This window comes from Streptomyces indicus (genome assembly GCF_900100315.1).
Lineage (GTDB): Bacteria > Actinomycetota > Actinomycetes > Streptomycetales > Streptomycetaceae > Streptomyces > Streptomyces indicus.
In genome coordinates, this window is the sequence record NZ_FNFF01000001.1 from 745,539 (window position 1) to 758,607 (window position 13,069).

General features: G+C 70.9%; 9 protein-coding genes. 3 read left to right on the forward strand and 6 right to left on the reverse strand.

All coding sequences use genetic code 11. The features are described from left to right. Positions 1 to 59: 59 nt before the first annotated feature. Together BLT97_RS03380 and BLT97_RS03385 are read right to left on the reverse strand one after the other, a co-directional pair. The gene (locus tag BLT97_RS03380) at positions 60 to 1,349 is read right to left on the reverse strand and encodes a M14 family metallopeptidase (protein WP_093607104.1); all 1,290 of its coding nucleotides are present in this window, start codon (positions 1,347 to 1,349) and stop codon (positions 60 to 62) included. Next, entirely contained in the window at positions 1,346 to 3,328 is a 1,983-nt protein-coding gene (locus BLT97_RS03385) for a Xaa-Pro dipeptidyl-peptidase (protein ID WP_093607105.1), read from the reverse strand. Before BLT97_RS03385 ends, BLT97_RS03380 begins: the two co-directional genes overlap by 4 nt. A gap of 263 nt (positions 3,329 to 3,591) precedes the next feature. Here BLT97_RS03385 and sph point away from each other — a divergent pair, with 263 nt between their 5' ends. After that, positions 3,592 to 4,569 (forward strand): sphingomyelin phosphodiesterase, encoded by a 978-nt coding sequence (gene sph / locus BLT97_RS03390; protein ID WP_093607106.1) that lies wholly within the window; start codon positions 3,592 to 3,594, stop codon positions 4,567 to 4,569. A gap of 68 nt (positions 4,570 to 4,637) precedes the next feature. Here sph and BLT97_RS03395 read toward each other — a convergent pair whose 3' ends face one another. Beyond that, the gene (locus tag BLT97_RS03395; RefSeq protein WP_093607107.1) at positions 4,638 to 6,098 is read right to left on the reverse strand and encodes an amino acid permease; all 1,461 of its coding nucleotides are present in this window, start codon (positions 6,096 to 6,098) and stop codon (positions 4,638 to 4,640) included. A 345-nt stretch (positions 6,099 to 6,443) separates the two neighbouring features. Here BLT97_RS03395 and BLT97_RS03400 point away from each other — a divergent pair, with 345 nt between their 5' ends. Beyond that, on the forward strand, positions 6,444 to 7,280 hold the full coding sequence (locus BLT97_RS03400) for a MerR family transcriptional regulator (protein WP_093607108.1): 837 nt from the start codon (positions 6,444 to 6,446) through the stop codon (positions 7,278 to 7,280). Positions 7,281 to 7,436: 156 nt separating this feature from the next. Here the strand turns inward: BLT97_RS03400 and BLT97_RS03405 are convergent, their stop codons facing one another. After that, positions 7,437 to 8,381 carry an SDR family oxidoreductase gene (locus tag BLT97_RS03405; protein ID WP_093607109.1) on the reverse strand — a complete coding sequence of 315 codons (945 nt, stop codon included), beginning with the start codon at positions 8,379 to 8,381 and terminating at the stop codon, positions 7,437 to 7,439. A 192-nt stretch (positions 8,382 to 8,573) separates the two neighbouring features. Between BLT97_RS03405 and BLT97_RS03410 the strand changes: the two genes are divergently transcribed. After that, positions 8,574 to 9,419 carry a helix-turn-helix transcriptional regulator gene (locus tag BLT97_RS03410; RefSeq protein WP_093607110.1) on the forward strand — a complete coding sequence of 282 codons (846 nt, stop codon included), beginning with the start codon at positions 8,574 to 8,576 and terminating at the stop codon, positions 9,417 to 9,419. An 83-nt stretch (positions 9,420 to 9,502) separates the two neighbouring features. On the opposite strand, the gene BLT97_RS03415 is transcribed toward BLT97_RS03410, so the two are convergent. Then, entirely contained in the window at positions 9,503 to 11,695 is a 2,193-nt protein-coding gene (locus tag BLT97_RS03415) for a 3-hydroxyacyl-CoA dehydrogenase NAD-binding domain-containing protein (protein ID WP_093607111.1), read from the reverse strand. 152 nt (positions 11,696 to 11,847) lie between these two features. Next, positions 11,848 to 13,062, reverse strand: coding sequence for an acetyl-CoA C-acetyltransferase (locus BLT97_RS03420; RefSeq protein ID WP_093607112.1), 1,215 nt, complete (start codon positions 13,060 to 13,062; stop codon positions 11,848 to 11,850). Positions 13,063 to 13,069 lie beyond the last annotated feature (7 nt).

Consider the following 13,069-nt stretch of genomic DNA (forward strand, 5'->3'; position numbering starts at 1 on the left):
GGAGCGGCGTGAGGGTGCTGCTACCTCGCTACCACACGTGTGTCACAGCTCACATGCCATCAGCATTCGTCGGCGGGTTGCCCGTTCACGAGGTTGTACTGCGCCCGCTCGTCGAGCAGCAGCGGGACCAGGGCGCGCAGCGGCTGCCGCAGCGGTACGAAGGCTCCCTTGCCCTCGGGCCGCACCTTGATGCCGTGCAGGGCGAGTTCGTCGCCCACCTCGGCGTACTGCTCGGGGGTGAGCCGGTAGCCGCAGGGCGGGTCGGTGAGGAGCTCGGTCGGCTCGGCGGGGTCGTTGTCGGCGCCGCCGAGGTAGACGGGGCCCTGGTCGGCGTAGCCGGCGCGGCGAGCCTCGGCGGTGGCGCGGTCCACGCTGCGGCCCCGCTCCCCCGCGAAGGAGAAGAGCCCGTCCAGGGCGGCCAGTTGGGAGTGCACGCGGCGCCGGTTGTTGAGGGCCGCGTCCGCCTTCTCCTCGTCCGTGAGGGGGTCGACGCGGCTCTCGATCAGCAGGCCGACCGCGTGCTTGATGCCGGAGGCGTTGCGCAGGATGCGCTCCTGGCCGTCGCCCGCGCTCTGCTTGATCGGCTCACCGGTCTCCGGATCGGTCCAGATCCCGTACGTGCCCGTGGAGTAGCCCTCCTCCTGGGCGGCGGGCCGCACGTGGTCGCCCGAGAGGTCCTGGGCGTGGTCGTGCACGTCGGGGGCCGTGTTGAGGTTGCGCGGCCACAGGTCGAAGAGGTCCTTGTCGTAGTACGGGGGCGTGGCCCCGTACTCGTGCAGGTCGTAGATGACGTCGGGCCGCTGGTCGCGGATGAGCCGGGCCAGGGTGCGGCCCTCGGCCGTGGCGAGGGCGACATGGTCGCGGTTGATGTCCACGCCGTCGGAGTTGCCGCGGGTGTCGGCGGCGCGGCCGTCGGGGTTCGCGGTGGGGACGACGAGTATCTCGCTGCGTTCGAGCAGGGCGCGGGTGCGCCGGTCCTGGGTGTGGGCGAGGTTGCGGACGGTGGACAGGCAGGCCTCGCGGCCCGAGGGTTCGTCGCCGTGCTGGGAGCAGATGAGCAGGACGGTGAGCGAGGCCCGGGGGTTGCCGAGGCGGACGAGCTGGAGCGGGCGGTTCTGCTTGGTGGTGCCGATCCGCTCGACGCTCAGCCGGTCGCTGCTCCGGTCGAGCGTCCGCAGGAATTCCTGCTCCTCGGGCTGCGTGGTCCAGCGGGCGCCGTTCGAGGCCTCGAATCCGGTGCGGGGTCCGGCTGTCGTGCCCGTGGCCGTGTCGGGCGTGGCGGTGGCGGGTGCGGTCAGGGCCGCCGCGAACGCGGTGGCGGCGGCTGTCAGCGAAAGTGCGCGCTTCACGGGATCAGGCCTTTCTCGGAGGGCAGGCGGAGCGCTTCGGGGGCCTGGGGCAGACCTTCGTAGCGGCTCTCGCGGGGTGCCGCGGCGGGCGCGCCGGGACGGGTGGCGTCGGCGAAGGCCCGCAGGCCGCCCACGAACGGCAGCTCGGCGGTGGTGCGGCGCAGATCGAGGGTCAACTGCCCCGGGGTGGCGGGCGGTTCGATCAGTCCGGCGTCGGTTCCGGCGACGATCAGGGCGAGGCGGTGGCCGGCCGGGATCACATGATCGCTGGATGCGAGGTCGATCGTAAGGGTGTGGGCACGGCCCGGTGTCAGCGGGCGTTCCGTGCGGGGATCCGCGTACGTGCCGAGGTCGGCCCAGCCGCGGCTGAACACGGTGTAGTCCACGTCCGCGGTCTTCGCGGCCGTCTCCTTGAAGCAGGGGCTGTCGCCCTCGCGGGCCGCGCCCCAGCAGCTGCGTTCGGGCAGGGTCACGATGCCTTCGCCGGCCGCGGTGTAGTCGCGGATGGTGTCCGGGCCGAGGTCGACCAGGACGGCGGAGAGGTGGGCGGTGGCGGTGGACGGGGTCGCGGTGACCGTGACCCGTGAACTGCCGGAGATCCGCAGGTCCTTGGCGAGGGGCGCGGTGACGAAGCCCGCCTTGTCGGGGGTCGGGGTATCGAGCCGGGCGGCCCAGTCGGCCTCGCCGCGCGCGGGGTCGTCGGTGAAGGTCTCGGCCGCGCCGCGGGGCGCGGGCTTCAGGCCCAGGGTGCCGACGCCGTCCCGGGTGCCCTTGCCGGGTTTCACGGCCACGGCGTCGGTGCCGCGCGGCGGCCAGTGCCGGCTGGTCTGCCACCGGTCGGGCGCGGTCTCGATGTCGGCCATCGGTTCGTCGTCGATGCCGTTGTCGTAGCCGAGGAGTTCGTGGTCGAACCAGCGGTGCAGGGTGCGCACCCACTCGGCGCGCCGGAAGTCGAACGGGTCCACGTGGCCGGTCTGGCTCAGCCAGATCTTGCGCTGCACGCCTTCCGCGGCGAGCGCGTCCCACCACTGGCCGAAGTGCTTGGCCCGGACGTTGAGGTCCTGCTGCCCGTGCACGACGAAGACGCTGGCCTTCACCTTGCCGGCGTCCGGGACGTGGTTGCGCTCGTCCCACAGGCGGGTCCAGTCGCCGTTGCGGGGCGCCTCGTCGATCAGACGCTGCTGTACGGCGCCGCAGCGGGCGCGGGCTTCCGGGCTCTCGACATAGTTCGACAGCCACTCGGGGCCGCTGTCGTAGAGCGGGGCGCCCTGCTGGAAGTAGTAGTCGTACCAGGAGGAGATGGCGCCGATCGGCACGATGGTCTTCAGGCCCTCGACGCCGGTGGCGGCGACGCCGTTGGCGACGGTGCCGTCGTAGCTCTTGCCGATCATGCCGGTGGCGCCGTTGGACCAGGTCGCCCGCGCGCGCTCGTCGCCGGTGCGGCTCGTGTAGCCGCGGGCGCGGCCGTTGAGCCAGTCGACCACGGCCTTCGCCGAGGTGACGTCGGAGCGTCCGCCGACGTCCACGCAGCCGTCGGAGCGGTTGGTGCCGGCGAAGTCCACGGCGACGAAGGCGTAGCCGCGCGGGACGAAGTAGTTGTCGTAGTACAGCGGGAACTGCACCACGTCGCCGTCGGCGTCGTAGGTCTTCTTCTGGCTCTCGTTGCCCCGGCCGCAGCACGCGTAGTACGGGCTGGCGTCCATGATCACGGGGATCTTCCGGCCGCGTTCGGCGGGTTCGCGCGGCCGGATGATGTCGGCCGCGACGCGGTCGCTCCTACCGTCGCCGTCGCCGTCGAGCCCGGTGTCGACCCAGACGGATTCACGGAGGGCGTTCGCGTACGAGTAGACCGGCTTGCTCTCGGTGGGGCGGCCGCGGTCGGCGGCGTACGCGGGTGAGAGCAGCGGCAGCAGGAGGGCGGCCGAGGCGGCCAGGAGCACGACGAGTCTGAAGCGGGTGGCCCGCGCAGGTATCGGCATGCGGCGGAAGGTACTCCGGTCAACTCCCGCACAGAAGAGGGCAGGAGAGGATCAAGAGGAGAACCGGACAGGTGGTGCCGCCGGTTCGCCGGTGGCAGGGCGTGCGGTTCGCCGGCGGCCGGGCACGCCGTCGCGGATGTGGCGACGGGTGTGCGCCCACTGTGCGCCATCCGCCCGCTACCGGGAAGTAACTCCCGCTGCTTTGATGTGCACGCACGTCCCGCACGTCCCCTGCGTAACCCCACCGATCACGGGAGTCCCTCGTGCCGTACGCACCCCGTCTCACCCGCCTCGCCCTCGCCGGTCTGCTCACCGGTGCCGGTCTCGTCGCCGCCGCGCCCGTGCCCGCCGCGGCGGCCGCCGTACCGGAGCTGAAGGTGCTCTCCTACAACGCCTTCCTGTTCAGCAAGACGCTCTACCCCAACTGGGGCCAGGACCACCGCGCGGCCGAGATCCCGAAGACCTCCTTCTTCCGCGGCCAGGACGTCGTGGTCCTCCAGGAGGCCTTCGACAACTCCTCGTCCGACGCGCTGCTCTCCCGGGCACGTACCGAATACCCGCACCAGACGCCGGTGGTGGGCCGCTCCACCTCGGGCTGGGACGCCACCGGCGGGAACTACTCGGCGACCACGCCCGAGGACGGCGGCGTGACCGTCCTGAGCAAGTGGCCGGTCCTGCGCAAGGAGCAGTACGTCTTCCCGGACGCCTGCGGCGCCGACTGGTACTCCAACAAGGGCTTCGCGTATGCGGTCCTGGACGTGAACGGCGCCCGGGTGCACGTGGTCGGCACGCATCTTCAGTCCACCGACCCGGGCTGCGGTGCGGGCGAGGCGGCGGCGATGCGCAGTGCGCAGCTCAAGGACATCGACGCGTTCCTCGACGCGAAGGCGATCCCGGCCTCGGAGCAGGTGATCGTGGCGGGCGACCTGAACGTGGACTCGCACTCCGCCGAGTACGCCTCGATGCTCGCGGACGGCGGCCTGGCCGGGGCGGAGGCGCGCACCGGGCACCCGTACTCCTTCGACACCCGCGACAACTCGATCGCGAAGGACCGCTACCCGGACGACCCGCGCGAGGACCTCGACTACGTGCTGCACCGCACCGGGCACGCGCGGCCGGCGGGCTGGACCAACCACGTCGTCAAGGAGCAGTCGGCGCCCTGGACGGTGACGAGTTGGGGCACCTCGTACACGTACACGAATCTCTCGGACCACTATCCGGTGACGGCCTCGGCGTCCTGAGGATCGGGAAAACGCCGCGGCCGGTCCCACCCCAGAGGGTGGGACCGGCCGCGGCGGTGTGCGTGCTGCTACTTCGACTGCTCGGCGGCCAGGCCGCCCGCCGCGACCTTGCCGCGGACCTTGTACCAGCCGGCGACCAGCGCGAGCGCGATGACCGGGATGAGGTACAGGGTCGGGCGGCCGATCTCGGCGTCCTTCCACATCAGGCCGAGCACGGTCAGCAGGAAGACGATCGTGACGATCTCGGTGACCGGGCTCCAGGGGAGCTTGAACTTCGGCAGGGGCAGCAGGCCCGCCTCGGCCCGGCGGCGGAACACCAGGTGGCAGAGCATGATCGTGACCCAGGTGGTGATGATGCCGAGCGCCGCCACGTTGAGGACGATCTCGAAGGCCTTCTCGGGCATCAGGAAGTTCAGGCCGACGCCGAGGACACACACGGCGGAGGTGAGCAGGATGCCGCCGTAGGGCACCTTGTTCTTGCTCATCTTCGCGGTGAAGGCCGGGCCCGAGCCCGCCATGGCCATCGAGCGCAGGATGCGGCCGGTGGAGTACAGACCCGAGTTGAGCGAGGACATCGCGGCCGTGAGCACCACGAGGTTCATCACGTCGCCGGCGGCCGGGACGCCGATCGAGGAGAGCACGGTGACGAAGGGGCTCTCGTCGCCGGAGTACTTCGAGCCGGGCATGAGCAGCGCGAGCAGCACGACGGAGCCGACGTAGAACAGACCCACGCGCCACATGATCGAGTTCACCGCGCGGGGCACGATCTTCTGCGGCTCGGCGGTCTCGCCCGCCGCGACGCCGACCAGTTCGAGCGAGGCGTACGCGAAGACGACACCGGTCATGACGATGACCACCGGCATCATGCCGGACGGGAAGAGGCCGCCGTTCTCGGTGATCACGTGCAGGCCCGGGGTCTCGCCGCCGACTTCCTGCTGCGTGACGAGCAGGAAGATGCCGATCAGCATGAAGATCACGAGGGCCGCGACCTTGATGATCGAGAACCAGAACTCCATCTCACCGAAGATCTTCACGGAGATGAGGTTCACCACGAGCACGATCGCGAGGGCGATCAGCGCGAGCACCCACTGCGGGATGTCGGTGAAGAAGCTCCAGTAGTGCGTGTACATCGCGATGGCGGTGATGTCGGCAATACCGGTCGTGGACCAGTTGAGGAAATACGCCCAGCCCGCGACGTACGCGCCCTTCTCACCGAGGAACTCGCGCGCGTACGAGACGAACGAACCGGACGAGGGCCGGTAGACGACCATCGCGCCGAGCGCGCGCACGACGAAGAACGCGAAGATGCCGCACACCAGGTAGGCGAGGGCGAGACCGGGGCCGGCCGAGTTGAGGCGGCCACCCGCTCCGAGGAAGAGGCCGGTGCCGATCGCTCCACCGATCGCGATCATGTTGATGTGGCGGGCCTTGAGGTCCTTGTTGTAACCCGCGTCGCCTGCATCGGCGGGCACGTCGGAGGCGACCGTGCGGGGCGCCTCCTGTGCCGCGGTGACGGCTTCCTTGCTCACGCGCTGTTCACTCTCAGTGGGGGGACAGTAGGGGGACAGTGCAAAGTCCGTGCCACCCCTGACGCGGCACGGACCTGGCACACCATTACCCACGGTTCCCGTGACTGACGGTGATCGAGGTCACAGAGCGGGACATCTCACATGGTGATCAGGGGCTGTACAACGGGTCGATGTCCGCCCTGTACCGCTCTGTGACGGCGCGCGGCCGCAATGTCGCGGACCGTTTCACAGAGGTGGTGAGACAGCAATACTGTTGCACCGCGTTGGTGCAAGGTGCCGGGCCGTGCGGGGACGACTTCTGTACGGGGCGGTGCGAGGCGAGGGCGGGAAGCGAGGCCGCGAGCAATGACCACCCAGGCGGAGGGGCAGCCGGTGCGTGAGCACGGGTCCGGGCAGCCGGTGCGCGAGCGCGGATCCGGGCAGCCGGAGCGGGAGCGCGGGTCCGGCAGGTACGAACCCTCGCTCACCGTCGACGAGTTGGCGGCCCGCGCCGGGGTCACCGTGCGCACCATCCGCTTCTACAGCACGCGCGGGCTGCTGCCGCCGCCGTCGATCGGGCCGCGCCGCGTGGGCCGGTACGGAGCGGCGCATCTGTCGCGGCTCGCGCTGATCGAGGAGCTCCAGCACCACGGCCTGACCCTGGCGGCGATCGAGCGCTACATGGAGCAGCTCCCCGCCGACATGACGGCGCACGACCTCGCCATCCACCGCGCCCTGGTGGCCAGCTGGATCCCCGAGGGCGCCACCGAGATGAGCCGGGAGCAGCTCGCCCGGCGCGCGGGCGGAGCCCTGTCGGACGCGGACGTGGACCGGCTCGCGGCGATGAGTGTCCTGGAGCGCACCGAGGACCCCGACACCTTCCGGATCGACCCGGGGCTGCTGCACCTGGGGCTGCGGCTGCTCGACGTGCCGATCTCGCACGACGCGATCCTCGCTGCGCGCGATGTGATGCTGGAGCACTCGCGGCAGGCGGCCAGGGAGCTGACCCGGCTGTTCCAGGCCGAGGTGTGGGGGCCCTACCGCGAGCGCGAGTCGGACCCGGAGGCGGTCGAGGCGATGAGGTCGCTGTCGGCGGACATGCAGCCGATGGTGGTGCAGGCGCTGGTCACGGCCTTCCAGCGGTCCCTGAAGGACGAGCTGCGGCGGCGGTACGTGGACGGGCCGGACGCGGAGTACACGTAACAACGGACTGGGCGAGCGCGCGCGGAGTCCACGTGACGGCCCCGGCGTGCGCGGAGTACGCGTAGAGGACCTCGGCGCGTGGAGTGCACGTGACGGACCGGGCGCGCGCGGAGTGCACGTAGCGGACCACGCGCGCCGAGGTCCGTGCGGCGTCCGTCAGTCGTTCGGGAACGTCACCTTGGTGAGCTCCTCCGATGCCTGCCAGATGCGCACGGCGTCCCGTTCCCCGCGCAGCCGCGAGTAGAGCTGCTGCTCGGCGGGCGGGCCGCCCAAGTGCCGGAAGCCGCGCGGCCCGTAGAGCCTGCCGCCCGCGTCCTGCGGCGCGGTGGCGGCGAGCAGCGCCGGCAGCTGGGCGCTCTCGACCGTGCCGACGACGATGCCGCGCTTGGACAGCGCCCGGATCAGCCGGACGCCGAGGGTGTCCTTGGCGCGGCCGACCTCAGGGCGGGCGGCGAGCAGGTTCGTCGGGGCGACGCCGGGGTGCGAGAGGTTGCTGGTGATGCCCCAGCCGTGGGCCTTGCTGCGGCGGTCGAGTTCGAGCCCGAAGAGCCCGAAGGCGATCTTCGACTGGCTGTACGCCTTCATGCCGTCGTACGAGCGCTCCCAGTTCAGGTCGTCCCAGTTGATGCCGCTCTGGTCCGCCGCGACGCTGACCTGCGAGGTGATCCTGGCCCGGCCGGCGCGCAGCAGCGGCAGCAGGTGGGCCACCAGGGCGAAGTGGCCGAGGTGGTTGGTGCCGAACTGGAGCTCGAAGCCGTCGGCCGTGGTCTGCCGGTCGGGCGGGGTCATGACGCCCGCGTTGTTGATGAGGAGGTGGACCGGCTCCCCCTCGGCCCGCAGTGCCTCCCCGAGCGCCGCCACGGAGGCGAGCGAGGACAGGTCGAGCTCGCGCAGGGACACCTTCGCCGCGGGCACCCGTTCACGGATCGCGGCCAGGGCCGCCTCGCCCTTGCGCGGATTGCGCACCGGCAGCACCACTTCGGCGCCCGCCGCCGCGAGCCGCCGGGCGATGCCGAGCCCGATGCCGTCGCTCGCGCCGGTCACGACGGCGCGCCGGCCGGTCAGGTCGGGCAGCGGGAGGTCGATCGGCCTGCGGGACATATTCACTCCTGGGAACGGGACGACGTACGCGGCAAAGGGCCTGGCCCGGGGCCTGCGGGCAGGCACCCACGGATCATCATTCCCCCGGGAAGGCCACCGCGCAGGCCCTCAAGGGGGGATCGACGAGTCGTGGATACGGAGGTGCGGGGCCGGTAGAAAGGTGCTCCGGCAAAGGCGGCGGAGGAGGCCTGCATGGGGATCGACCGGCCCGGGCTCGCGGAGTTCCTGCGGCGGCGCAGGGAGGCGCTGCAGCCCGAGGACGTCGGCCTGCCGCGCGGCAGCCGCCGCAGGACCGGCGGGCTGCGGCGCGAGGAGGTGGCCGCGCTCTGCCACATGTCGGCCGACTACTACGCGCGCCTGGAGCGCGAGCGCGGCCCGCACCCCTCGGAGCAGATGATCGCGTCCATCGCGCAGGGGCTCAGGCTCTCGCTGGACGAGCGGGACCACCTGTTCCGTCTGGCCGGGCACCGGCCGCCCGTGCGGGGGACGTACGGGGAGCACATCGGCCCCGGGATGCTGCGTATCTTCGACCGGTTGCAGGACACACCCGCGGAGATCGTCACCGAGCTGGGCGAGACGCTGCGGCAGACCCCGGCCGGGGTGGCGCTCACCGGCGACCTGACCTCGTTCACCGGGCCGGCGCGCAGCATCGGCTACCGCTGGTTCACCGACCCGGGCACGCGCGCGCTGTACGCACCGGAGGACCACGCGTTCCTCTCGCGGATGTTCGCCTCGGGGCTGCGCGGTCTGGTGACGCTGCGCGGACCCGGATCGCGGGCCGCGGAACTGCTGGACCTGCTCCTGGCGCGGAGCGAGGAGTTCCGTACGGTCTGGGAACGGCACGAGGTGGGTGTCCGGCCGCACGAGGTGAAGCGGTTCGTGCATCCCTCGGTCGGGGCCCTGGAGCTGACCTGCCAGACGCTGCTCGATCCGGCCCAGTCCCACATGCTGCTCGTGTACACGGCGGTCCCGGGCAGTGAGAACGCACAGAAGCTGCAGCTCCTGTCGGTCCTGGGAGCTGCAGCTTCTGTGGGGTGAGCGCGGGGTTTCCCGCTTTTGTGAGGTGAGCGCCGGGTGTCCGGCTTCTGCGGGGTGCGCCTGGCGGGTCCGCCCCTCGGACGCTACTTGTCCGTGAAGACCTCGCCCTTCTCCGCCTTCTCCACCAGCAGGGCCGGCGGCAGGAAGCGGTCGCCGTAGCGCTCGGCCAGCTCGCGCGAGCGGGCCACGAACCCGGGCAGGCCAGCCCCTCCCCCGGCGCCGCCGTCGTACCCGTTGATGTACTGGAGCACACCGCCCGTCCAGCCCGGGAAGCCGATGCCGAAGATCGAGCCGATGTTGGCGTCGGCCACCGAGGTGAGGACGCCTTCTTCGAGGAGCCGCACCGTGTCCAGGGCTTCGGAGAACAGCATCCGCTCCTGCATGTCGCGGAACGGGATCTCGTAACCCGGCTTGGTGAAGTGCTCGCGCAGGCCCGGCCACAGGAGGCCGCGCTTGCCGTCCTCGCCGTACTCGTAGAAGCCGACGCCGGAGGAGCGGCCCTTGCGGCCGAACTCGTCGATCATCCGGTCGATGACGGCCTCGGCGGGGTGCACCGGCATCTCGATGCCCTCGGCCGCGAGCGCCTGCCGGGTCTCCTCGCGGATCTTGCGCGGCAGCGTGAACGTCAGCTCGTCCAGGAGCGAGAGCACCTTGGCCGGGTAGCCGGCCTGGGCCGCGGCCTGCTCGACGGAGGCGGGCTCGATGCCCTCGCCGACCATCGCGACGCCCTCGTTGATGAAGTGGCCGATGACGCGGGAGGTGAAGAAGCCGCGCGAGTCGTTGACCACGATCGGGGTCTTGTTGATCTGGCGGACCAGGTCGAAGGCGCGGGCCAGCGCCTCGTCGCCGGTGCGCTCGCCCTTGATGATCTCGACCAGCGGCATCTTGTCCACGGGCGAGAAGAAGTGCAGCCCGATGAAGTCGTCCTGGCGCTCCACGCCTTCGGCCAGGACGGTGATGGGCAGAGTCGAGGTGTTGGAGCAGAGCAGCGCGTCGGGCTCGACGACGTGCTGGATCTCCTGGAACACCTTGTGCTTGAGCGCCGGGTCCTCGAAGACCGCCTCGATCACGGCGTCGCAGCCCGCGAGGTCGGCCGGGTCGGCGGTCGGGGTGATCAGGGCGAGCAGGGCGTCGGCCTTCTCCTGGGTGGTGCGGCCGCGCTTCACCGCCTTCTCGCAGAGCTTCTCGGAGTAACCCTTGCCCTTGGCGGCGGCGTCGGCGGAGACATCCTTGAGCACGACCTCGATGCCTGCGCGGGCGCAGGAGTACGCGATGCCGGCGCCCATCATGCCCGCGCCGAGCACGGCGACCTTGCGGACCTTGCGCGGCTCGATGTCCTTGGGGCGGTTGGCACCGGAGTTGACGGCCTGGAGGTCGAAGAAGAACGCCTGGATCATGTTCTTCGCGGTCTGGCCGGTGACCAGCTCGGTGAAGTAGCGCGCCTCGATGACGAGGGCGGTCTCGAAGTCGACCTGCGAGCCCTCCACGGCCGCGGCCAGGATGTTGCGCGGGGCCGGGTAAGGGGCGCCGTTCAGCTGCTTCTTGAGGTTGGCCGGGAAGGCCGGCAGGTTCGCGGCGAACTTCGGGTTGGCCGGGGTGCCGCCCGGGATGCGGTAGCCGGGCTTGTCCCAGGGCTGCTGCGACTCGGGGTTGGCCTCGATGAAGGCGCGGGCCTTGGCCAGCATCTCCTCGCGGGTGGCGGCCACTTCGTGCACGAGGCCGTTCTCGAGGGCGCGCTTCGGGCTGTACTGCGTGCCCTGGAGCAGCACCTTGAGCAGCGCGTCCGCGATGCCCATCAGGCGTACGGTGCGGGTCACGCCGCCGCCCGCGGGCAGCAGGCCGAGGGTGACCTCGGGTAGGCCGATCTTCGAGCCGGGGGCGTCGAGGGCGATGCGGTGGTGGCTGGCGAGGGCGATCTCGTAACCGCCGCCGAGCGCCGCGCCGTTGATGGCGGCGACGACCGGGACGCCGAGGGTCTCGATGCGGCGCAGCGAGGACTTGATGCCGGTGCCGGTCTCGAAGACGGCCTGGGCGTCCTCGGGGCCGGCCTTCATCATGTCCTTGAGGTCGCCGCCGGCGAAGAAGGTCTTCTTCGCGGAGGTGTAGATGATGCCGCGGATCGAGTCCTTCTCGGCCTCGGCGCGGTCGGCGATCGCGGCGATGGACTCCTTGAACGCCTGGTTCATGGTGTTCGCGGACTGGTTGGGGTCGTCGAGGACGAGCGTGACGATGCCGGTCTCGTCCTGTTCCCAGTGGATGGTGCTGCTCTGCGTCATGGTGCGGTCTCCGTCAAGTCTGTGATGGGGATGGTTCGTTGAGGCTCCGAGGGGAGGCGTCGGCGAAGCCGCACGCCTCTAAGGGGCGCGGGGAACTGCGCCACCAGCCACCGACTACCTGGAGTCGGCAGCGCGCACAGGCCCCAACGGCGCTAGACCCGTTCCACAACCGTGGCGATCCCCATCCCGCCACCGACACACAGCGTCGCAAGCCCGTAACGCTTGCCCTGACGCTCCAGCTCGTCCACGAGCGTGCCGAGGATCATCGCGCCCGTGGCACCCAACGGGTGCCCGAGCGCGATCGCCCCACCGTTGACATTGACCTTGTCCAGGGACAGCCCCATGTCCTTCACGAAGCGCAGGACGACCGCCGCGAACGCCTCGTTGATCTCGACCAGATCGATGTCGTCGATGGTCAGCCCCGCCTTGGCGAGGGCCTTACGGGTCGCAGGCGCCGGCCCCGTCAGCATGATGGTCGGCTCGGAGCCGGAGACCGCGACCGACACGATCCGGGCGCGCGGCGTGAGCCCGTTCCGCTCCCCCGCCTCCTTCGAGCCGATCGCCACCAGCGAGGCGCCGTCGACGATGCCGGAGGAGTTGCCCGCGTGGTGGACGTGGTCGATCTTCTCGATCCAGTGGTACTTCTGCAGCGCCACCGCGTCGAAGCCGCCGAGGTCGCCGATGTCCGCGAAGGAGGGCTTGAGCTTGGCGAGCGAGTCGGCGGTGGTGCCGGGGCGCACGAACTCGTCGTGGTCGAGCACGGTCAGGCCGCTGCGGTCGCGTACGGGAACGACCGAGCGCTCGAAACGGCCCTCCTTGATCGCGGTCGCGGCGCGCTCCTGGGACAGGGCCGCGTACTCGTCGACATCGCGGCGCGAGAAGCCCTCGATGGTGGCGATGAGGTCGGCGCCGATGCCCTGCGGGGCGAAGTTGGTGTCCCAGTTCGTCATCGGGTCGGCGAACCAGGCGCCGCCGTCCGAGGCCATCGGCACGCGCGACATCGACTCGACACCGCCCGCGAGGACGAGGTCCTCCCAGCCCGAACGGACCTTCATCGCCGCCATGTTGACGGCTTCCAGGCCCGAGGCGCAGAAGCGGTTCTCCTGGACGCCCGCGACGGTGTCCGGAAGTCCGGCCGCGATCGCGGCGATCCGGGCGATGTCCGAGCCCTGGTCGCCGACCGGGCCGACGACGCCGAGCACGATGTCGTCGATGGTGGCCGGGTCCAGGCCGGGGTTGCGGGACTGGATCTCCTTGATCAGACCGGTCACCAGGTCGATCGGCTTGGTGCCGTGCAGGGATCCGGTGGCCTTGCCGCGGCCGCGCGGGGTGCGGATCGCGTCGTAGACGTACGCTTCGGTGCTCACGAATCAA

Coding starts and splice junctions, on each gene's coding strand:
- BLT97_RS03385 (WP_093607105.1), bottom strand. CDS start 3,328: ATGCCGATACCTGCGCGGGCCACCCGCTTCAGACTCGTCGTGCTCCTG.
- BLT97_RS03400 (WP_093607108.1), top strand. CDS start 6,444: ATGACCACCCAGGCGGAGGGGCAGCCGGTGCGTGAGCACGGGTCCGGG.
- BLT97_RS03405 (WP_093607109.1), bottom strand. CDS start 8,381: ATGTCCCGCAGGCCGATCGACCTCCCGCTGCCCGACCTGACCGGCCGG.
- BLT97_RS03410 (WP_093607110.1), top strand. CDS start 8,574: ATGGGGATCGACCGGCCCGGGCTCGCGGAGTTCCTGCGGCGGCGCAGG.
- BLT97_RS03415 (WP_093607111.1), bottom strand. CDS start 11,695: ATGACGCAGAGCAGCACCATCCACTGGGAACAGGACGAGACCGGCATC.